Here is a 19184-nt window from a genome sequence, read left to right as displayed (position 1 = left end):
TCAGCGGGGTGGGCGGGGTGGGGCGACGAGGCCCGCACCGGTCAGCGGGGGAAGTAGCGGTCCAGCAGGTCGGTCTGGAACTTGGCCTTTGGGTCCAGGCGGGTCAGCAGGGCGGCGAAGTCGGCGTGGCGGGGGTAGCGGGCGGCCAGCTCGGTCGGGGCGGTGACGAAGACCTTGCCCCAGTGCGGGCGGGGCGCGAACGGCGCGAGGCGGTCCTCCACCTCGGCCAGCACCGGCAGCACCGCGTCGGCGTCGTCGACCCAGGTGAAGTGGACCACGAAGCTGTCCCGCCTGTGGTTCGGGCTGAGCCACAGCTCGTCGGCCGCCACGGTCCGCAGCTCGCACACCTGCAGGACCGGGGCGATCAGGTGCGCCACCTCGGCCAGCGCGGCGAGGGCCTCGGCCGCCGCCGTTCGCGGCAGGTGGTACTCGGACTGGAGTTCGTCACCGCTGCTCGGGGTGAAGCCGAGCTTGAAGTGCGGCAACCGCTCGTGCCACGGGCCCGGCACGCCGAGCTGCGGGGTGCAGTTCTCCGCCGGCATGCCGAGCACCGGGTGTCGCGGCTGGTCGGCGGCCGTGGTGCCGAGCCAGTCCGCCTCCGGCGGCGGCTGGTCCGCGAGCTGCTTGCGCCACACCTCCCGCAGGCGGGGTGTACGCCAGTCGGTGAACACGCTCACGCTGTACGCCGAGTCCAACGCCTCGTCCAGCGCCTCGACGGGCAGGTCGAGGCGCACGTACTGGCGCAGTTCGAACGCCGGCACCAGGTCCAGGGTGACCCGGGTGACCAGGCCGAGGGCGCCGAGCCCGACCACCATGCCGGCGAACGTGTCGCCGTCGGTGTCGCGGTCCACGTGCGTGAGGTCCCCGTCGGCGGTGACCAGCTCCAGGGCGGCGACCGATGTGGCCAGGTTGCCGTGGGTGGGGCCGGAGCCGTGGGTGGCGGTGGCCACCGCGCCGGCCACCGAGATGTGCGGCAGCGAGGCGAGGTTGGCCAGCGCGTACCCCTGGCTGTGCAGGTGCCGGGCGACGTCGCCGTAGCGCAGCGCGCCTGCGACGGTGACCCGCCGGCGCTCGCGGTCGACCTCGATCGTCGGGGGCAGGCCGGCGAGCGAGACCAGGTCCCCGGTGGTGTCGCCGAGGCGGTTGAAGGAGTGTCCGGTGCCCACCGCGCGGATCCGGGAGCTGCCGGCGACCAGCCGGCGCACCTCGTCGACTGTGGTGGGGGCGTGGAACTCGCGCGCGGCATAGCGCACGTTGCCGGCCCAGTTGTGGCGTGGCACGTCGGTGCTCGACGTCAGGTGCTGTCCCTGCGCGGTCATGGGGCGCTCTCCCGATCGGTGGACTGGTGGTCGGCCAACGCGGCGACGAGGGCGTCCAGAACCGCATCCGCCTGGTATGTGTTGTAGCCGCGTTGGGCGATCGGCAACCCGGCTGCGGTGGCGCGTTCGATCTCGCCCCGCGCCGCCTGCCGGGTCGCCGCGTCCCCGGACATCAGGGCGTCCTGGCCGCGCCGGATCAACCGGTCGACCCGATCCATCTGGTAGCCACGCAGGCCGACCGAGAGGTCCGGGACGGCGAAGGCGGCGCGACGCAGCGCGAGCAGGTCGAGGAAACGGTCCCCGGCGTGGCGGGTGAGCGCGGCGGCCACCTGCTCGGGCTGCTCGCGGACCTGGTCGAGGACGAGCAGCTCGATGGCCGGACGGCCGTCGATCGGGTGCCGGGCGGTCACCAACTCACGCGGCACACTCTGCACAGGAACCAGCAACAGTCGCGGCGGTGTCGCGTAGCCGTCGCGGCGGGGCGGCTCGTCGAGGACCAGCGTGTCGACCTCGGCCCACCGGATCTCCCGGCGCAGGCCGGGCCGCCGGATGCTGAGTCCATCCGCGTGGATCCCGAACCGGAACGGACGCATCGCGCTGACCAGCGCCACCGCACCGAGCGCGATCGCACCCACCGCGACGATCGTCCGTAGCAGGGCGCGATCGCTGGGATAGACCAACAAGAGCACCCCACCGAGTACGCACGCCAGGGCGAGCACCCGGGCCCCCCGGCTCCGGCGCAGCTCCACGCTCGGACCCCCGTTCATGACCGTGGCGTCGGTCCCCGCATCCTCTGACAGACCGGGCGCCACGGACACCGGACGATCGGGCACGGTTGTTCTCGCCATCGTCGGGGAACCCTACGCCCATGAGCAGCTACCGTGATCCGGCCCCACGGGGCGACGTGTTCCCGTCGGAGGAGGAGCTGGACCCGACCGGCAGCGCGGTCGAGCCGGCCAGCGCCCCGCCGGGCGCCTGGTTGTCGAGCCACCCGTCGCCCACGCCGGGCCCCCGTCCGACACCCGCCCCCGCGCCCGCGCCGACGCCCGTACCGTCGCCCGGTCCGCCGCCGCGCGAGCCCGGCGGCGGGTCACGGTCGATCGTGACGCGCCACCTGGACGGGTCGGTCGAGGTGGTCACCGACCTCGACGGCGACGGCCTCGCCGACGTCGTCCAGATCGACGTGGACGGCGACGGCGTACCGGACATCACCTATGTGGACAGCGACCGCGACGGCCGGCTGGACACCGTGCTGCGCGATCCGGGCCGCCAGGCCCACCACCGCGCCTGACGCGACGGCCAGGGCTCAGAGGTTGGCCATCACCTCGCTGGCGACCAGGTCGAGGTGGTCCAGGTCGGTCAGGTCGAGCACCTGGAGATAGAGCCGCTGGCTGCCGATCTTCGCGTACCGGCCGATGGTGTCCAGGACCTCGTCGGGCGTGCCGGCGAGACCGTTGGCCCGCAGCTCGTCCGGCTCGCGGCCGATGGCGGCGGCCCGGCGGGCCACCTCGGCGTCGTTGCGCCCGCAACAGAGCACCAGGGCGTTGGACCAGACCAGCTCGCCCGGGTCCCGACCGATCTCGGCGCACGCCGCGCGGACCCGCTCGAACTGCGCCGCCGAGTCCGCCGGCGAGGCGAACGGCAGGTTGAACTCGTCGGCGTAGCGGGCGGCCAGCCGGGGCGTGCGCTTCGGTCCCATCCCGCCGAGCAGGATCGGCGGGCGGGGCTGCTGCACCGGCTTGGGCAGAGCGGGTGAGTCGCTGACCGGGTAGTACCGGCCGGCGTGGCTGAACCGCTGCCCGGCCGGGGTGGACCACAGCCCGGTGATGACCGCGAGCTGCTCCTCGAGCCTGTCGAACCGCTCACCCAGGGCCGGGAACGGAATGCCGTACGCGGTGTGCTCGTCGGCGTACCAGCCGGTGCCGATGCCCAGCTCCACCCGGCCGCCGCTCATCTGGTCGACCTGCGCCACGGTGATCGCCAGCGGGCCGGGCAGCCGGAAGGTCGCGGCGGTCATCAGCGTGCCGAGCCGGATGCGGCTGGTGTCGCGGGCCAGGCCGGCGAGCGTGGTCCACGCGTCGGTGGGGCCGGGATCGCCGCTCACCGCGCCCATCCGGAGGTAGTGGTCGGACCGGAAGAACGCGCCGAAGCCGTCGTCCTCGGCGCGGCGGGCCACCGCGAGCAACTGGTCGTAGGTGGCGCCCTGCTGGGGCTCGGTGAAGATCCGCAGTTCCATGGTCCGAGCATAGGTAGCCGCACCGGGCACCGCCCGGCCTCGTCATATACTTTGACAGACATATAACGGAGAAGGCATATTGAGTAGGTGTCCACCGACGCCTTCACCGTCCTCGCCGAGCCCACCCGACGCCGGATCCTCGACGCGCTCCGCGACGCCGACCGCAGTGTGGGCGAGCTGGTCGACGGGCTCGGGGTCAGCCAGCCGGCCGTCTCCAAACACCTGCGGGTGCTCCGCGAGGCCGGCTTCGTCTCCTGCCGGACCGCGGCCCGGCAGCGGATCTACCGCCTTGAGCCGGGCCCGCTGCGAGCGGTGGACGGCTGGCTCGATCCGTACCGCCGGCTCTGGACCCGGCACCTGGACGCCCTGCAACGGCACCTCGACAGTCAGGAGCAGTGAATGAACCGCGACGCATTTCGCCCGAGCCCACCGGCCCAGGTGCGCGCCGAGCCCACCGACGGCGGCGCCACCCTGGTCTTCGTCCGTGACCTGCGGCAACCGCCGGCCACCGTGTGGGCGGCGCTGACCGACCCGACCCAACTCGCCCAGTGGGCCCCCTTCCTCGCCGACCGGAACCTCGGTGACCCCGGCGCCGCCGTGCTCACCCTCGTCGACGGCGAGGCCACCCAGGAGCAACCGGCGACGGTACGACGGGCCGAGCCGCCCCACCTGCTGGAGTACACCTGGGGCGACGACCTGCTGTGCTGGGAGCTGACCCCACTGGGTGCCGGCACCCGGCTCACCCTGCGACACAGCGTCGCCGACCCGGGCCTGCTCCCGATGGTCGCCGCCGGCTGGCACCTCTGCCTCGACGTGGCCGACCGGCTGCTCGACGGCGACCCGGTCGGCCCGATCCGGGGCACCGAGGCCAAGGACTTCGGCTGGGCCGAGCTGCGCGACACGTACGCCGAGCGGTTCCAAGCCGAGTGACCGAGGACCCGGGTCAGACGTACGGCCGGGTGGCGTACGCGGTGCGCAGCGCGGCCAACCCGGCCGACTTCGGCGACAGGGTGCCCCACCCGGAGTTGAAGTAGTTGGTCCGCGCGATGCGGGGCCCACGCTCGGCGTTGAGCTGGGCGATCGCCGCGGGAACTGTCGCGATCCAGGCCGCCTGGTCCGGGATCTCGGCCGACCGCACCCCGTACTCCGCGATGATCACCGGCCGGGACAGCGCCACCGGGCCGAGATCCGCCACCGCCCAGTCCTTCGTCCGGCGAAAGCGGGCCAGCGCGGTCTGGCCGACGGCTGTCGCGTACGCGTTCCACTGCAGGTAGTCCAGCCGCGACATCAGCGACTCCGGGTGGGTGCGCTGGAAACACGCCCGGTCGAAGCCGCCCAACCCGACCGAGAAGGTCGTCCCGGCGGGCAGTGCGCGGGCCTTGAACCAGGTGACGATGTAGGTCATGGCCTGCACCGCCCGCGAGTCGGACTCGGCCCAGGTGTACGCCTTGCCCGCCTCGGTCGTGCCGAACTCGTGGTCCGTGTCCAACTCGGACGCGAGTTGGATGTTCACCCCGAAGCCGAGCGTCCGGTACTGGGACAGGGCACGCGCGAACAACCCGTCGCACTGGCCGTTGAGCACCTGGGTGTACCCGTACGCCTTCGGCCAGGTGGTGCCGGGGCGCTGCTGGATGGTCATCGACGGCGCCGGCACGGTGTAGGTGACGCCGTCCACGGTGAAGGTCTGCGGCCCGGCGTCCGGAGCGCCGTAGTGCTTCAGCTCCAGGACCATGTTGATCTGCACCCCGGCCTTGCCCAGGTTGATGAGCCACGGCCGGTTGTAGCCGGGAAAGATGTACCCGTCGGCGAAGCTGCGGTACTGGGTCAGCGAGCGGAAGTTGCCGCCGGCCATGTCGGCCGTCGGGTCGGCGCCGCCGGACAGGTAGTAGCCCCCGAGGACCGGTTGACGCAGGCTGTAGTCGACGCCGGCCGTCGCGGTGTTGCCGGCCGCGTCGCGAACCTGGACGGTGACCCGGGGCATCACGCCACCGCCCGGTACACGGCGACCGAGCCGTTGTCGGAGACCCGGGACCAGGTACGCCCGGAGTTGTCGGTGACGGTCACCGTCAGCGGGTCGATGACCGCAGTGACCTTGACCGGCGCGCTGCTGTTGCCCTGCGCGTCGGTGACCACGATGGTGACGGTCAGCGGTTTGGTGTCGGCGTCGGAGTACGTGACGGTCAGCAGCATCTGGTCACCCGGCGCGAAGACGGACGCGTTCAGGGCTGCGGTCGCGGTAGGAGCCGCCATGTCAGGGCCTCTCTCTGATGAGGTCGCCGGGGCGGACGCGCGGGTGAGCGACGCCGGACCAGGCGGAATCCACGATGCGTGAAGGCTGGTGGAGCAGGGAGCGACGGCGTGGCCGGTGGGCGGCGTCGCCAAGGGTGGGCGATGGCCACCGCCGCTGGCGCCCGCAGCGGTGTGGGCGGCCGAGCCGTACGTGTGGTCGGGCCGGCGGCTGTGCCGTGCCCGCCGTGGCGGGGCCGGGCTGGGCGAGGGCGGCACCGACGCGGACGATGCTGTCCGCGGTGGGCCGGAGGACTGGGATGTGGCCCGACATCCGTCCGCCTTCTCGCCTGCCCTAAGCGTGCTCTACCAGGGGCTTTACCGTCTTGTCCGGTTAGCGACATACGCCCTGGTGTCGGGCCGCGCCGGGCGCGGGACAGCCGATCGAAAGCTCGCCGACAGCGCGCTGTGCTGGACTACCGGCGTGCCGCGAGCCGACGACAGGTGGTGTCCATCGCGCCTATCGCGCCGGCCTCATGCAGCCGGCCTGACCCGTCCCCGTCACGGCGCCGTGCCCGCCACGGCCCAGGCCCGCGCGGTGAGCCGGATCGAGCCGTCCGGCTCGATCGGCAGCTGGGCGGCCAACAGGTCCCGCAACGCCGCCCGTTGTGGCTCGCCCAGCGAGGTGACGTACGACGGGGCGCTGCCCTGCCCGCCGAGGAACGGCCGCCAGTAGTCGTCGAAGTCGGCGAAGACCGTCGGCACGTCCACCGGCCGGACCGACACGTCCCGCAGGCCGGCGTCCACCCACAGCTCCCGCAATGGGTCGGGCCGGCACACGCTGAAGCGACTCGCCTCGTCCCGCCCCGCCGCGGCCGGGTCGAGGTGGGCGACGGCGGCCCAGAAGTGCCGCATCATCGCCATGCCCTCCGTGTAGTCCCACACGTAGGCGGACACCACCCCCGCCGGCCGGACGACCCGGGCGAACTCGGCCACCGCCCGCGCCGGCTCGGGCACGAAGTTGAGCGTCAGCCCACTGACGACCACGTCGACGGCGCGGTCGGCCACCGGCAGAGCGCGGGCGTCACCGACGTGGAAGCTCGCGCGCGCATCCTGGACGCGGGCGCGCGCCTGGGCGATGAAGCCCGCCGAGGGGTCGATGCCGGTGATCCGGGCGGGATCGGCCTCGGCGAGGACCGTCGAGGTCAACGCGCCGGTGCCGCAGCCCACGTCCAGCCAGTGCCGCCCGGGTGCCACGGCCAGTCCGCGTACGAAATCGCCCGCGACCAGGCGGCTCCACCGACCCACGTACGCCTCGTACGCGTCGGCGTCCGCCCACACCGGGTGTGTCATGTCCGCACGATACGACAGGCCACGCGACGGACGCGGCTACTGTCGAGCCATGCCGCTGCGTCCCGATGAGGTCGAGGTGTTTGAGCGCTCCAGGGGCCGCCTGGAGGCGATCGCCTACCGGCTGCTGGGCTCGGCCAGCGACGCCGAGGACGCGGTCCAGGACACGTTCCTGCGCTGGCAGGCCGCCGACCGGGAGCACGTCGAGACGCCCGAGGCGTGGCTGACGAGGGTGCTCACCAACCTGTGCCTCAACCAGCTCACCTCGGCGCGCGCCCGGCGGGAGACCTACGTGGGCACGTGGCTTCCCGAGCCGGTCCTCGCCGGGGACCGGATGCTCGGCCCGGTCGACACCGTCGAGCAGCGCGAATCGGTCTCGATGGCGGTGCTCACCCTCATGGAGCGGCTGTCGCCCAACGAGCGCGCGGTGTACGTGCTGCGCGAGGCGTTCGGCTACCCGCACGGCGAGATCGCCGAGATCCTCGGCGTCAGCGAGGCGAACTGCCAGCAGATCTACCGGCGTGCCAAGCAGCACGTCACCGTCGAGCGGGCGCGCGCCGACGTCGACGACGCCGCCGCGCGAAGGATCGTCACGGAGTTCCTCACGGCGGCCAACAGCGGCGAGGTCCAGCGGCTGGTGGAGTTGCTGACCGGGGACGTGACCAGCGTCGGCGACGGCGGCGGCAAGATCCCGGCCCGCACGACCCCGGTCGTCGGCGCGCTGGCGGTGGCGAAGTTCCTGCGCGGCCTGTTCCGGCCCAGCGACGTCAAGCGGAACCTGGTGGGCGGCAGCAGCCCCGCCCTCTACGCCGAGGTCGTCAACGGCGGCCCCGCGGTGGTGGTCGTGACCGGCCAGCAGGTCGTCGGCGTCATGTCCCTGGAGGTGACACCCCAGGGGGTCGCAGCGATCCGCGTCCAGGTCAACCCCGACAAGCTCGAACGCGTCACCCGCCAGTGGTCCGTCACCGCACACTCCGAACCACTCCTGCACGTCTGGTGACCCAGGTCATAGCCGCCTCCTGTCAGCAATCTCGTCGCCGTCCGGTTCAGGTAGCGACCATCGCCGAGACAGGAGTGCCGCCATGAAGCACCGCATCGTCGTCCTCGGAGCCGGCTACGCCGGAGCGATCGCCGCCGGCCGCCTCGCCCGCCGGTTGCACCCGGACGACATCGAGATCACCGTCGTCAACGCCGAGGCCGACTTCGTCGAGCGGGTCCGCATGCACCAGCTCGCCACCGGCCAGAACCTCAAGCGCCACGAGCTGAGCCAGGTGTATGCGGGCACCGGCGTGCGGGTGCGACGGGCCCGGGTCACCGCCGTCGACGTCGACCGCAGGACCGTCGCGCTTACCGACGAGCGCGGCGCCGACGAGATCGCGTACGACACGCTCGTCTACGCCCTCGGCAGCGCCGCCGCCGACCACGGCGTGCCCGGTGTCGCCGAGCACGCGTACGACATCGCCGGCCGGCCGTCGGCGCTGCGGCTGCGTGACCGCCTCGCCCACCTCGCGGCCGGCGCGACAGTGCTCGTCGTCGGCGGGGGCCTCACCGGCCTCGAAGCGGCCACCGAGATCGCCGAGGCCCGGCCCGACCTCGACGTCGCGCTCGCCACCCGCGGCGGCCTCGGCGACTGGCTCACCGGGAAGGCGCGACAGCACCTGCGGGGCGTCGCGGCCCGGCTCGGCATCACCGTCCACGAGCACACCGACATCGCCCGGGTGGAGGCGACCGGCGTCGTCACCGGCGACGGTCGGACGATCCCGGCGCAGGTGACCGTGTGGACCGCCGGCTTCGCCGTCCACCCGATCGCCGCCGCCACGACCCTGACGGTCGCGGCCACCGGGCAGATCGTCGTCGACGACACCATGCGCTCCGTCTCGCACCCCGAGGTGTACGCCGTCGGCGACGCCGGGCTCGCCGACGGGCCGGGCGGCAAGCCGCTGCGGATGTCCTGCGCCTCGGGAGCCCCGATGGCCTGGCAGGCGGCCGACGCCATCGCCGCGCGCCTGACCGGTCAGGTGAAGATCCCCAAGGCCCCGCTGCGCTACTTCAACCAGTGCATCAGCCTCGGCCGCCGCGACGGCATCATCCAGTACGTGACCGCCGACGACCGGGCCAAGCCGTCCCTGCTCACCGGACGGTTGGCGGCCCGCTACAAGGAGGTCGTGTGCAGGGGCGCCGCCTGGAGCATTTCCCACCCGATCCCGTACCCGGTGCGCCGCCGCCGCGTCACCACCACCCGGACGGAGGCCGCCGCGACGGTGTCGTGACCGGCCAGCGCGGCCGCTCGCGGGTGAGCCCTGCAGTCCACGCTTGACCCGATCGTCATGCTGGAACGTGAACACACGTCCCGCGCCACCCGAGGAGAGCTCGTGCGCAAGCCAGTCAGGACCGCGGCCGTCCTCGTCGGGCTCGGCGTCGGCGCCGCGGCCGGCCCGTCCCTCGGGCCGGCCGCCGTCTGGTCCGGTGTCGCGATCTCCGCCCTCGGCGTGGCGCTCTCCCTGGTCGGCACCACGGAGCCGAGTCTCGTCGAGGACGGCCTGGTCGACAGCACCGGTGGCAGCGAGTCAGCCGGCGAGGCGGCGGCCGGCGCAACGGCCGGCGCCGCGCAACGGCGGCAGAGGCGACAGACGCCGACCCTCAGCGGCCTGGGTACCCGGGTGGAGCAGATCCTCGACCTCGCCGAGAAGCAGGCCGACGACCACCGCGCCGTCGCGCGGCTTGAAGCGGAGGGCATCGTGACCGCCGCACGACGGGAGGCGGAGGCGATTCTGAACCGGGCCCACGGGCAGGCCGCCGGAATCGCCGGCAGCGAGCCGAGCTAGGCGGCGACGCAAGCGCCTCACGGGCTGGCCGAGCGAGCGGTCCGCCGGAGATACCGCGCCAGTGGCCGCTGACCCAACTTGAGCGCTGCGTTCGTGACCGCCTGGTCGCGTTGTTCGGACAGCTCGGCGAACCGGGCCCGCACATCGGGCAGCGGTTGGTGTGGCGCCCAGATGGTCCGAAAGGCCCTTGCCGAGTCGGCCAGAGCCTGGTTGGTCGCAGCGGAGACGAACGCCACCTCGCTGCGGTGGGCGGCTCCGGAACTGCTGGCGATCGAGGCCAGGCCCGCGGCCACCAGGGCGGCCAGCGCGGCTACCGTACCCAGCTCGGCGGAGGCCAGTCCGGCGACTCCGGACGCACCCGCGAGTACCGCCGACGAGACAGTGGTCAGGGTGTTCCACCGTTGCCACCATGCGGCCTGCTTCCGTTGCAGCACGGCCCAGGCGTCGTGCCGCTGTTCCAGCAACTCGGCTTCAGCAATGAAGACGGCACGCTCCCGCTGCTCTCCATCCACATGCGACATTCTGTCAGCGTCCGGCACCGGTAGGACGGTGTCCCATAGTGTCGATCTACGGACATTGACCGGGGTTTATGGTCTGCCGGGCAGCGCCCCGCGCCCGCAGACCGGCGAGATCCGGTCCACGGGGCGCGGTTGGAGCATTCTGTGCCGCCGCCTCAGTGGACGGTGGCACACAGCGCCGTGTCGACGCTCTCATTCACCTCGGCGAGCATCTGCTCACCGGTCGGCAGACCGGTCACCGCGACGACGGCGCTGCGGCCGTCCTCGGTGACGAGGTTGCGGGTCTCGAAGCCCTGGATGTCGCCGCCGTGACCCCAGCCGTCGCCGCCGCAGGGCAGCTCGTGCCGGGCGATGCCCAGCCCGTACCCGTACTCGCCGGTCGGCTCGAAGCCGGGCGCGGGCACTGTCGTCATCATGGCCGCCTGCTGCGCGGGCTTGAGCAGCCTGCCACCGACGAGCGCCTCGAAGAAGGTCCGCAACTCGTCCGGGGTCGAGACCAGTTGGCCGGCGGCCCAGCCCAGGGACGGGTCCATGTCGGTGACGTCCACCCACGCAGCGCCCGGGGCCACCGCGACGTAGCCGTGTGGGTGCGTCCCCCGAAGGCGCTGCTCCCCGACGCCCGGCCAGTACGTGTCGCGCAGTCCGAGCGGCCTGATGACGCGGTCGGTGATCTCCTCGCCGATGGGGCGTTCGGTGACCTGCTCGACGATGAGCCCGGCGAGGACGTAGTTGGTGTTGCTGTACTCCCACTTCGCCCCGGGTGCGAAGTGCGGGGCGTTCGTGAGCGCGGCGTCCACCAACCGGCGCGGCTGGTAGTACGAGTGACTCTTGTCGACGAGGTCCTGCGGCTGGGTGAACAGCACGTCGTCGTAGTCGGGCAGGCCGCTCGTCTGCTGGAGCAGCTGGCGTACGGTGATCGCGCCGCCGTCGTTGCCGTTGCCCCGCACGACGCCGGGCAGGTAGTGCTCGACCGTGGCGTCCAGGTCGATGCGGCCCTCCCCCACCAACTGCAGGACGACCACGGCGGTGAAGGTCTTGGTGTTGCTGCCGATGCGGACCTGGCCGTCGCGGGGAACCGGGCCGTGCGAGCGGAGGTCGCCAACGCCGGCGGTGTAGTCGCGGACGCGTCCGTCGGTCCCCCGCACCGAGGCGAGCACGCCGGGAAACCCCTCCTCGCTGACCAGGCGGTCCAGTTGGCGCTGCACGGCGTCGCGTGGGCCGGCGGGCCGACCGGAGTCGGCGGCGGCGAACGCCGGAGGGCCGGTCAGGACGGCGACGGCGGCCAGCGTCCCGGCGGCCGCCCGCAGGGTCCGGCGGCGGCGGGTGGACGTGCGCTCTTGCAGGGGCATGACGGCTCCTCGGTATCGAACTCGCTTGACGCCATCAATGGTTCAAGGATTCCGATGCCGGGACGATCCCTCCTGCTGCCCTCCCGCGGTACAGGCTGCGCTACCCCGTTGCGAAGCGGAAGGCGGTCAGGCCGACGCGGAAGACTCCAGGTCGCGGCGGCTGAGGGCGGCGCGCAATCCCAGCCCCTCGGCGGCGAGGTTCTCCCGCCCGCCCTGCTCACGGTCGATCGCGCACACCACGGTTTCGATCACCGCGCCGCTGGCGCGCAGTTGCCGGCACGACGCCAGTAGCGCCCCGCCCGTCGTGACCACGTCCTCGATCACCACGACGCGCCGGCCGTCCACCGAGCCGCCCTCGGCCGCCTTGCGGGTGCCGTACTCCTTGGCCTGCTTGCGAACGAAGACCGTCGGCAGCCCGGTCAGCTGTGACATGACGGTGGCGATCGGTATGCCGCCCATCTCCATCCCGGCCAGCACGTCGCACTCCGGCAGCAGGGCGACCATCGCCTGGGCCACGTCGCGCAACAGATCGGGCTGCCCCTCGAACAGATACTTGTCGAAGTACTCGGGGCTCACCTGACCGGATCGCAGCCGGAACGACCCGGTCAGGTGACAGGCTTCGTACACGCGACGCGCGAGGGGGGACGACACGCCCCTCAGCCTCGCATCCCAGCCGACGCGGTCAGTACCTGACCCCGTTGACGAGGAAGGGTGACGCGGGGCTCGGGCGGCCGTCGACCGTCGCGCCGGCGAAGGCGAGCCTCGGCGCCAGAAAGCGGTTGTTGTCGGCCGGGAAGTTCAGCGCCGGAGCCGACACCTCGTCGAGCCGTGCGGTCTGCTCCGGCGACAACCGCACGTCCACGGCGGCCAGGTTCGCCTTGAGTTGATCGAGACGCCGCGCCCCGATCAGCACCGAGGACACACCCGGTCGGGCGCCGACCCAGGCCAGCGCCGCGGCCGCCGGTGTCACCTCGGCGTCGGCCGCGACCTCGTGCAACACGTCGATCACCTGCCAGTCGCGCTCGGCTGGGCCGCCCACCAGGGCGGCACGGGTCGTGTCGACGTCGCTGTTGCCGCGCACGAACTTGCCGGAGAGCCAGCCGCTCTTGAGGGGACTCCACGGCAGGACGCCGAGACCGTGCTCGCCCGCCATCGGGATCAGCTCCCCCTCGACCGTCCGTTCGAGCAACGAGTACTCCAGCTGCATCGCGATCGCCGGCGTCCAGCCGCGGAAGTGCGCGACGACCTGCGCCTCGGCGGCCTTCCACGCGGGCAGGTCGGACAGGCCCACGTAGCGGATCTTGCCGGCCGTGACGAGGTCGTCGAGGGCGCGCAGCGTCTCCTCGACCGGGACGCCGCGATCCCAGTTGTGCAGCCAGTAGATGTCCAGGTAGTCGGTGCGCAGCCGGCGCAGCGACTCCTCGGCCTGGGCGACCACCGCCTTGCGACCGGCGCCACCGCCGTTGGGGTCGCCGGGGAACAGGTTGCCGAAGAACTTCGAGCCGAGAATGATCCGGTCGCGCAGGCCCGGCCGGGCGGCCAGAAAGTCACCGATGATCTTCTCGGAGTGGCCGTTGGTGTAGATGTTGGCGGTGTCGATGGAGTTGCCGCCACGTTCCAGGTACTCGCTGATCATCGCCTCGGACTCGTCGACCGAGGCGCCCCAGCCGTGGTCCTCGCCGAAGGTCATGGCACCCAGGGTGTACGGGCTGATGCGCAGGCCAGAGCGGCCCAGCGTGACAAAGTGATCGAGTGGCATGCGCCCAGTACACACCCGCAAGCCGCCGGCCCCGTAGGTCGATACTGCCACCGCATTGCCTGATCCTGCCAAAGTCGGCAGGATGGGCTCATGACCGCTCTGCCGGAGATCCGGGACCTGGTGCTGCGCCACGCCGGCCGGCCCACGCCGGCCGGCCTCGTCCTGCACCGCACCGACACGCCCACCGAGCCGATGCCGGCCCAGACCGCACCGGTCTTCGCGCTTGTCGCGCAGGGCGCGAAGTACGCGATGCTGGGCGACGGTGTCTTCTCGTACGGCGCCGGGCAGTTCGTCGTCGCCTCCATGGAGCTGCCGATGATCAGCCACGTCAGCCAGGCCAGTCGCACCGAGCCGTACCTGGTGCTGGGCCTCGCGCTGCGGCCGCCGCTGATCGCGGACCTGCTGTTGGACGCGCCTCCGACCACCGGCGAGCCGGCGGCGGGCATCGCGGTGAGCACCGCCGACGACGACCTGCTCGACGCGGTGGTGCGGCTGCTGCGGCTGCTCGATCGCCCCGATGACCAGCGCGTGCTCTGGGCGGGTGTGGAGCGCGAACTCGTCTGGCGGTTGCTGACCAGCGAGCAGGGCGGCACGGTCCGCCAGATCGGGGTGGGCGACGGCAACATCGTGCAGATCGAGCGGGCGATCCGCTGGATCCGCGAGCACCACGCCGACCTGTTCCGCGTCGAGGACGTGGCGCGCGTGGCCGGGATGAGCGTGACCTCGCTGCACCGCCACTTCCGGGCGATCACGACGATGACGCCGATCCAGTTCCAGAAGGTGGTGCGCCTGCAGGAGGCGCGGGCCCGGCTGCTGGCCGATCCCGGTGACGTAGCGGCCGTCGGGTTCGCGGTCGGCTACGAGAGCGCGTCGCAGTTCAGCCGCGAGTACCGACGACTGTTCGGCCTGCCGCCGGGCCGGGACGCGGCCCGCCTCGCCCGGCTCGACCCGGCGCGGCTGGCCACGGTGTGAGACCTCGAATTAGGTGGCACGATCCGGCAGCCGGGTGTTCCCTCGGGCCGGTCCCGCTCCGCCTCGACCTGGCCGGTCGACGCGGAGCGGCTTCATCGACCGCTAGAACCCACCCCACGGGCGGGCCGAGCACTTCCAGGTCTTTCCGTCGTTGTGCGAGACGCAGACCACGACGACCTTCCCGAGGACGGGCAGCCCGAGGGTGAAGATGTGGATCCTCGTCTTCAGGTAGGGCACGCCCGACTTCTCGGCGACGTCGCCCAGCGCCCACCCGGCGTCCGGCCCCGCCACGCTCGCCACCCGGCGCAGCGAGTCGACGTCCTTGCCGTCGAGCAGCGTCTCGATCTCCTGCGCCGAGGGCTCGACGTCGCCGGTCAACGTGTCCACGGCGTACGGTCCCTCGGCGGCGACGCCGTTGGCCTTCTCAAAGGCCGCCTTCATCCCGCCCACCGTGGTGTCGCCGCCAAGGTCGAGGGTGAAGGTCTGGTCGCCCCGGCGCGACTGGATGCACTCCCAGTAGGACTTGCCCGAGGCCATGCACATGGTCAGGCACCATTCCCGGCCCCCCGGCACCGACGAGGCGAACAGCAGGGCTGTCGCTGTCCCGCTGTCACCCCTGCCGTCGTACACGCCGTCGGCCAGGTCGGCCATCGTCGTGCCGAGGATCTCCCGGCCGCCCGGCATCGCGCCCACGACCGTGACGCCGTCGACCTTCCCGCCGGCGACGAGCGCCGCGAGCTGGTCGGCGCTGAGATCCCGGCCTCCGGCGTCGACGGCCAGCACCGTGTCCAGTTCGCCGACGGGCTGACCGGTCAGGTCCTCGAACTGCCGCAACATGATCCCCGGAGCACCGGGCTGGTCGGTGACCGTCGTCCGGGCCGTGTCCTCGGCGGCCTGCGACGGCGCGTACGAGGCCACCAGCCCGACGACGAGTGCCGCGGTGACGACGGTGGCACGCTTGGCGATGTCCCGCAGAGCTCTCATGACGTCCTCATCTCGGTGACCGCTGTCGGCGGAGTCCTACGGGCTACCAGCCACACGTGATCACCACACCCAGGCCGGTGGGAGAGGGCCCCAAGCTGCAGTGCTCTTCCATCCACTCACCGATGTCGTGGATCGTGTCCGCGACCCACGCGAGCGCGGACTTGATCGCGCCCAAGATGCTGAAATAGACGACGGTGGTCTCGGGTGTGCCGCCGGCCTCGTCGATGATGTCCTTCGTCGACTTGGCGGGATCCGGCTTGTCGATGGTGCCCAGCACCCGTACGCCTGTGGTGTCCTTGCCGGCGAGCAGCGCCTGGACCTGCTCCGGGGTCCGCTCCTTGCCGTCGTCGACCGCCACGATCGCGCGGTCGATCAGCACCTTCCCGCTGCCGGTGACGGCCTGGGTGATGGCGGCGATCTCGCCCAGTGTGAGGTCGTTGCCGAGCGCGGGACCGGTGAACTGCCGGGCCGTGACAGCGCCGGACGGGTCGATCCAGATCTCGTCGGCCATGATCATGTCGTCCGCCCCGAACGGGTCCCAGGCGAACGTCCACTGCCCGGCGACGCAGCGGAACTGACCGTGCTCCCGACCCTCCGGTTCGGTATCGGTGCGGACGATCCCGCCGCGGTCGTCGAGGTACTGGACCACACAGTCGGTGCCTCTGGTCGGCGGCTTGTCGGTCTGGGCCACGGCTGCGGAGGACGTGGCCAGCGCCATCGCGCCGACCACCCCCACCACCGCGAGGTTGTGTGCCAAGCGACTCATCGAATGCTCCATTCCTGGCGAGGGAAACTGGTGCCCGAAGAGTGCCGGGCCGGGCTGAAACGGCCCGGAAACGGCGCTGAAAGCGCGGGGCGTCAGGACAGCCGGGTGCCGTCGAGCTGTTCGAGGTCGGCGCGCAGCGAGTCGGCGTCGGCATCGCCGAGGTCGTCGAGGATGCGCAGGGCGCGGCGCCACGCGGCACGGGCGGCACCCAGGTCGGCGAGCGCCCGGTGGCTGCCGCCCAGATTGACGTACGTGCTCGCCACCGCGTACCGGTCGTGGACCTGCGCGAAGAGTTCGAGGGCGTGCTCGTAGCAGGCGACCGCCCGCCGGTCGTCTCCGAGCTGGTGATGGGCGTGGCCGAGGCTGTCCCACGTGTCGGCTTGTCCCTGCACGTCGTCCACCTCCTGCAACATCCGCAGCGCCTCGCCGCACGACGTGAGGGCACTGTCGTAGTTGCCGAGCAGCCCTTCCTGCCAACCGACCGCGTTGAGGGTGTACCCCTGCCCGGCCCGGTTCCCGGCCCGCCGGAACAGCGTCAGCGCCCGCCGGGAGTGGCTGAGCGCCTGGTGGTGCTGCCCCTGCCGCTCGGCCAGCTGACCGAGGTTGAGGCAGGTGTGTGCCCGCCCGGCGTCGTCGCCAACCTCGGTGAACAGGTCGAGCGCGCGCCGCAGGTGGTCGTCCGCCTCGTCGTACCGCCGGAGCCGGGAACAGGCGAGACCGAGGCTGCGGTGGGCATGGGCCTGCCCGGCCTGGTCGCCGACGCGGGACGCGGCGGCGAGAGCGATCCGCTGCGTGCCGAGCCAGTCCTGCCAGTGCCCCTGCCGGTGCAGGAAGCCGGCCATGGCCCAGGCGAGTCGCCAGGCGTGTCCCTCGAACCCGGACCGCGCCGCGAGCGGTACGGCGGCGAGCAGAACGGGGATCTCGGCGGTGAACCACGCGGTGGCGGCGGACTTGTTCCTGGGGTTCTCCGGCGTCACGCCGGGCCGGGGCGGCGGGAGGCTGATCTCGCTGAAATGCGGGTGCAGTGCGAGGTCCGCGGCGTGTGCCGCGCGCAGGCAGTGGTCGAGCGACCGGTGCACGGCGTCCTGCCGGTCGGCCGGTGACTCCGCGTCGTCGGCGAGACTGGCCGCGTACGCGCGCAGCAGGTCGTGGAACGCGTACCGCCCGTGGGTGTGCTCGGTGAGGAGGTTCGCCCGGGTCAGCTCGGTGAGCAGCGGACCGGTCGCCGCCGGGGTGCCGCCGGCGAGGCTCGCCACGGCCGGGGCGGACACGTCCGGGCCGGGATGCAGGCTCAGCAGCCGGAACAGCCGGACCGCGGGCGGGCTGAGCGTTCGGCACGACCAGGAGAACACCGACCGGACGTCGGTCGCCTCGTCGCCTCCGTGGAAGGCGTTCAGGTCGCTCAGCTCACCGGCGACCGCGGCCAGTGAGAGGCGCCGGTTGGTGGCGGCTCGGGCCGCGACGATGGCCAGCGCGAGGGGCAGCCGCGCGCAGCGGTCGGCGATGTCGTCGGCCGCTGCGGGTTCGGCGGCGACCTGGTGCGCCCCGAGCCGGCGGACCAGCAGGTGGCGGGCTTCGTCGGGGTTCAGCAGATCCAGCATCACCGGTTGGGCGCTCTCGGTGACGACCAGCGGGGTGAGCTGGTCCCGGCTGGTGATGATGGCGAGGCAGTCGGGTGAGCCGGGCAGCAGCGGTCGGACCTGGTCCGCGTCGCGCGCGTTGTCCAACAGCACCAGCAGACGCTTGCCGGCCACCGCCGTGCGGTACAAGCTCACCATCAGGTCCGGTTCGCTGGGCATCCGCGCCGCCGCAACGCCGAGCGCCTCCAGGAATCCGTGCAGCGCTCGCGCCGGTTCGGTCGGTGTGGCCGCCGGGTCGAAGCCGCGCAGGTTGACGTAGAGCTGGCCGTCCGGGAAGCGCCCGGCCGCGCGGTGCGCCCAGTGCACGGCGAGCGCGGTCTTGCCGACGCCCGCGGTGCCGGACACCACCACGGCGCCGCCCCGGCCGACGAGCGCGTCCAGGGCGGCGAGTTCCGCCTCGCGCCCGGTGAACGTCGGTACGGGGGGAGGCAGTTGCGCCGCCACCGCCACCGGCCGTGCCGTCGGCGCCGGAGCGGGCGCGGCGATCGCGGTGTCCTGGCGCAGGATGGCGCGCTCCAGGTCCCGTAGCCGCGGACTGGGGTCGATGCCGAGGTTGTCCCGCAGGGCGTCGCGCAACCGCCGGTACGTGGTGACCGCTTCGCCCTGTCGGCCGTCCCGATACAGGGCGAGCATCAGCTGAGCGTGCAGGTGCTCGTCGAACGGATGCTGCCGGACGAGCCGTTCCAACCCGGGGACGAGCCGAGCATGCTCGCCGACCGACAGCCGGGCCTCGGCGAGCGCTCGTTCGGCCTCCAACCGCAGGCGTGCCAGGTGTTCCGCCTGCTCCTCGAGCCAGGCGGACCCGGCCACGTCGGCCAGCGGCGGTCCACGCCACAGTGCCACCGCCTCCGTCAGGTGGGTCACCTGCTCGGCCCGGTCCGTCGCGCGGCGGGCCAGTTCCAGGAGGTGCTCGGCGACCTGGACGTCCGTGGACTCCGGCCCGGTGTTGAGCACATAACCGGGCCGACGCGCCACGATCGATCCGGGCTCGCCGAGCACCCCGCGCAGGTAGGAGACGTGGCGCTGGAGTGTGTTCTCCGCGGTCGCCGGCAGGCGCTCGCCCCAGACCACGTCGATCAGCCGGTCGACGCTCACGACCCGGCCCGCGTGCAGCGCCAACGTCGCCAGTACCGCCTTGCGGCGCAACCCGTTCACCGCCTGCGGGCCGTCGGGGGCAACCACCTCCACCGGGCCGAGCAGCCGGACGCGTACGCCCGCGCCAGCCATCGACATCACCGAA

The 19184-nt window shown here is 72.5% G+C and carries 20 protein-coding genes; 7 read left to right on the top strand and 13 right to left on the bottom strand.

Features of this window, described 5'->3' with window-relative positions; translation table 11 throughout:
• Positions 1–41: 41 nt before the first annotated feature.
• Both ACGGAQ_RS10640 and ACGGAQ_RS10635 read right to left on the bottom strand, forming a co-directional pair.
• On the bottom strand, positions 42–1319 hold the full coding sequence (locus tag ACGGAQ_RS10640) for an FAD-binding protein (protein WP_393046947.1): 1278 nt from the start codon (positions 1317–1319) through the stop codon (positions 42–44).
• The gene (locus ACGGAQ_RS10635) at positions 1316–2086 is read right to left on the bottom strand and encodes a hypothetical protein (protein WP_393046945.1); all 771 of its coding nucleotides are present in this window, start codon (positions 2084–2086) and stop codon (positions 1316–1318) included. Before ACGGAQ_RS10635 ends, ACGGAQ_RS10640 begins: the two co-directional genes overlap by 4 nt.
• A 101-nt stretch (positions 2087–2187) precedes the next feature.
• Between ACGGAQ_RS10635 and ACGGAQ_RS10630 the strand changes: the two genes are divergently transcribed.
• Positions 2188–2610, top strand: coding sequence for a hypothetical protein (locus ACGGAQ_RS10630; protein WP_393046942.1), 423 nt, complete (start codon positions 2188–2190; stop codon positions 2608–2610).
• A gap of 15 nt (positions 2611–2625) precedes the next feature.
• Here ACGGAQ_RS10630 and ACGGAQ_RS10625 read toward each other — a convergent pair whose 3' ends face one another.
• Entirely contained in the window at positions 2626–3555 is a 930-nt protein-coding gene (locus ACGGAQ_RS10625; protein WP_393046939.1) for an LLM class F420-dependent oxidoreductase, read from the bottom strand.
• Between the two features lie 87 nt (positions 3556–3642).
• On the opposite strand from ACGGAQ_RS10625, the gene ACGGAQ_RS10620 reads away from it, so the two are divergent.
• Positions 3643–3954 carry a helix-turn-helix transcriptional regulator gene (locus tag ACGGAQ_RS10620; RefSeq protein ID WP_007463609.1) on the top strand — a complete coding sequence of 104 codons (312 nt, stop codon included), beginning with the start codon at positions 3643–3645 and terminating at the stop codon, positions 3952–3954.
• A complete protein-coding gene (locus tag ACGGAQ_RS10615; protein ID WP_393046935.1) occupies positions 3955–4485 on the top strand; it encodes an SRPBCC family protein in 531 nt (176 codons plus the stop codon).
• A gap of 13 nt (positions 4486–4498) precedes the next feature.
• Here ACGGAQ_RS10615 and ACGGAQ_RS10610 read toward each other — a convergent pair whose 3' ends face one another.
• The 3 genes from ACGGAQ_RS10610 to ACGGAQ_RS10600 all read right to left on the bottom strand — a co-directional run bounded on the left by ACGGAQ_RS10610 (position 4499) and on the right by ACGGAQ_RS10600 (position 7134).
• Positions 4499–5536, bottom strand: a complete 1038-nt coding sequence (locus ACGGAQ_RS10610) for a hypothetical protein (RefSeq protein WP_393046932.1) — start codon at positions 5534–5536, stop codon at positions 4499–4501.
• Positions 5536–5805 (bottom strand): hypothetical protein, encoded by a 270-nt coding sequence (locus tag ACGGAQ_RS10605; protein WP_393046929.1) that lies wholly within the window; start codon positions 5803–5805, stop codon positions 5536–5538. Before ACGGAQ_RS10605 ends, ACGGAQ_RS10610 begins: the two co-directional genes overlap by 1 nt.
• 537 nt (positions 5806–6342) lie before the next feature.
• Entirely contained in the window at positions 6343–7134 is a 792-nt protein-coding gene (locus ACGGAQ_RS10600; protein WP_393046926.1) for a class I SAM-dependent methyltransferase, read from the bottom strand.
• Between the two features lie 49 nt (positions 7135–7183).
• Here ACGGAQ_RS10600 and ACGGAQ_RS10595 point away from each other — a divergent pair, with 49 nt between their 5' ends.
• The 3 genes from ACGGAQ_RS10595 to ACGGAQ_RS10585 all read left to right on the top strand — a co-directional run bounded on the left by ACGGAQ_RS10595 (position 7184) and on the right by ACGGAQ_RS10585 (position 9956).
• Positions 7184–8131 (top strand): RNA polymerase sigma-70 factor, encoded by a 948-nt coding sequence (locus ACGGAQ_RS10595; RefSeq protein WP_393046923.1) that lies wholly within the window; start codon positions 7184–7186, stop codon positions 8129–8131.
• An 82-nt stretch (positions 8132–8213) separates the two neighbouring features.
• Positions 8214–9401: an NAD(P)/FAD-dependent oxidoreductase gene (locus tag ACGGAQ_RS10590; protein WP_393046920.1), complete on the top strand. Its 1188-nt coding sequence runs from the start codon at positions 8214–8216 to the stop codon at positions 9399–9401.
• Between the two features lie 102 nt (positions 9402–9503).
• Positions 9504–9956, top strand: coding sequence for a hypothetical protein (locus tag ACGGAQ_RS10585; RefSeq protein WP_393046917.1), 453 nt, complete (start codon positions 9504–9506; stop codon positions 9954–9956).
• A 17-nt stretch (positions 9957–9973) separates the two neighbouring features.
• Here the strand turns inward: ACGGAQ_RS10585 and ACGGAQ_RS10580 are convergent, their stop codons facing one another.
• From ACGGAQ_RS10580 to ACGGAQ_RS10565, 4 genes are all read right to left on the bottom strand, one after another.
• On the bottom strand, positions 9974–10468 hold the full coding sequence (locus tag ACGGAQ_RS10580; RefSeq protein ID WP_393046914.1) for a hypothetical protein: 495 nt from the start codon (positions 10466–10468) through the stop codon (positions 9974–9976).
• A 161-nt stretch (positions 10469–10629) separates the two neighbouring features.
• Complete coding sequence (locus tag ACGGAQ_RS10575; RefSeq protein WP_393046911.1) at positions 10630–11823, bottom strand: serine hydrolase domain-containing protein; 1194 nt, start codon at positions 11821–11823, stop codon at positions 10630–10632.
• Positions 11824–11949: 126 nt separating this feature from the next.
• A complete protein-coding gene (gene pyrE, locus ACGGAQ_RS10570; RefSeq protein ID WP_393046909.1) occupies positions 11950–12474 on the bottom strand; it encodes an orotate phosphoribosyltransferase in 525 nt (174 codons plus the stop codon).
• Between the two features lie 31 nt (positions 12475–12505).
• Complete coding sequence (locus ACGGAQ_RS10565; protein WP_393046906.1) at positions 12506–13513, bottom strand: aldo/keto reductase; 1008 nt, start codon at positions 13511–13513, stop codon at positions 12506–12508.
• A gap of 159 nt (positions 13514–13672) precedes the next feature.
• On the opposite strand from ACGGAQ_RS10565, the gene ACGGAQ_RS10560 reads away from it, so the two are divergent.
• Complete coding sequence (locus tag ACGGAQ_RS10560; RefSeq protein ID WP_393046904.1) at positions 13673–14554, top strand: AraC family transcriptional regulator N-terminal domain-containing protein; 882 nt, start codon at positions 13673–13675, stop codon at positions 14552–14554.
• A 102-nt stretch (positions 14555–14656) separates the two neighbouring features.
• On the opposite strand, the gene ACGGAQ_RS10555 is transcribed toward ACGGAQ_RS10560, so the two are convergent.
• The 3 genes from ACGGAQ_RS10555 to ACGGAQ_RS10545 form a co-directional block, all read right to left on the bottom strand.
• Positions 14657–15538, bottom strand: a complete 882-nt coding sequence (locus tag ACGGAQ_RS10555) for a hypothetical protein (RefSeq protein WP_393046901.1) — start codon at positions 15536–15538, stop codon at positions 14657–14659.
• A gap of 43 nt (positions 15539–15581) precedes the next feature.
• Positions 15582–16304 (bottom strand): hypothetical protein, encoded by a 723-nt coding sequence (locus ACGGAQ_RS10550; protein WP_393046898.1) that lies wholly within the window; start codon positions 16302–16304, stop codon positions 15582–15584.
• A gap of 92 nt (positions 16305–16396) precedes the next feature.
• On the bottom strand, positions 16397–19177 hold the full coding sequence (locus ACGGAQ_RS10545) for a BTAD domain-containing putative transcriptional regulator (RefSeq protein ID WP_393047851.1): 2781 nt from the start codon (positions 19175–19177) through the stop codon (positions 16397–16399).
• Positions 19178–19184 lie beyond the last annotated feature (7 nt).

This window comes from Micromonospora sp. NPDC047557, assembly GCF_043205095.1.
In the GTDB taxonomy this organism is placed as follows: Bacteria; Actinomycetota; Actinomycetes; order Mycobacteriales; family Micromonosporaceae; genus Micromonospora.
Note: the sequence above shows the minus strand (reverse complement) of the source record. Positions and strands in the feature narration are given on the sequence as shown.

Coding starts and splice junctions, on each gene's coding strand:
- ACGGAQ_RS10640 (WP_393046947.1), bottom strand. CDS start 1,319: ATGACCGCGCAGGGACAGCACCTGACGTCGAGCACCGACGTGCCACGC.
- ACGGAQ_RS10635 (WP_393046945.1), bottom strand. CDS start 2,086: ATGAACGGGGGTCCGAGCGTGGAGCTGCGCCGGAGCCGGGGGGCCCGG.
- ACGGAQ_RS10630 (WP_393046942.1), top strand. CDS start 2,188: ATGAGCAGCTACCGTGATCCGGCCCCACGGGGCGACGTGTTCCCGTCG.
- ACGGAQ_RS10625 (WP_393046939.1), bottom strand. CDS start 3,555: ATGGAACTGCGGATCTTCACCGAGCCCCAGCAGGGCGCCACCTACGAC.
- ACGGAQ_RS10615 (WP_393046935.1), top strand. CDS start 3,955: ATGAACCGCGACGCATTTCGCCCGAGCCCACCGGCCCAGGTGCGCGCC.
- ACGGAQ_RS10610 (WP_393046932.1), bottom strand. CDS start 5,536: ATGCCCCGGGTCACCGTCCAGGTTCGCGACGCGGCCGGCAACACCGCG.
- ACGGAQ_RS10605 (WP_393046929.1), bottom strand. CDS start 5,805: ATGGCGGCTCCTACCGCGACCGCAGCCCTGAACGCGTCCGTCTTCGCG.
- ACGGAQ_RS10600 (WP_393046926.1), bottom strand. CDS start 7,134: ATGACACACCCGGTGTGGGCGGACGCCGACGCGTACGAGGCGTACGTG.
- ACGGAQ_RS10595 (WP_393046923.1), top strand. CDS start 7,184: ATGCCGCTGCGTCCCGATGAGGTCGAGGTGTTTGAGCGCTCCAGGGGC.
- ACGGAQ_RS10590 (WP_393046920.1), top strand. CDS start 8,214: ATGAAGCACCGCATCGTCGTCCTCGGAGCCGGCTACGCCGGAGCGATC.
- ACGGAQ_RS10575 (WP_393046911.1), bottom strand. CDS start 11,823: ATGCCCCTGCAAGAGCGCACGTCCACCCGCCGCCGCCGGACCCTGCGG.
- ACGGAQ_RS10565 (WP_393046906.1), bottom strand. CDS start 13,513: ATGACCTTCGGCGAGGACCACGGCTGGGGCGCCTCGGTCGACGAGTCC.
- ACGGAQ_RS10560 (WP_393046904.1), top strand. CDS start 13,673: ATGACCGCTCTGCCGGAGATCCGGGACCTGGTGCTGCGCCACGCCGGC.
- ACGGAQ_RS10555 (WP_393046901.1), bottom strand. CDS start 15,538: ATGAGAGCTCTGCGGGACATCGCCAAGCGTGCCACCGTCGTCACCGCG.
- ACGGAQ_RS10550 (WP_393046898.1), bottom strand. CDS start 16,304: ATGAGTCGCTTGGCACACAACCTCGCGGTGGTGGGGGTGGTCGGCGCG.
- ACGGAQ_RS10545 (WP_393047851.1), bottom strand. CDS start 19,177: ATGTCGATGGCTGGCGCGGGCGTACGCGTCCGGCTGCTCGGCCCGGTG.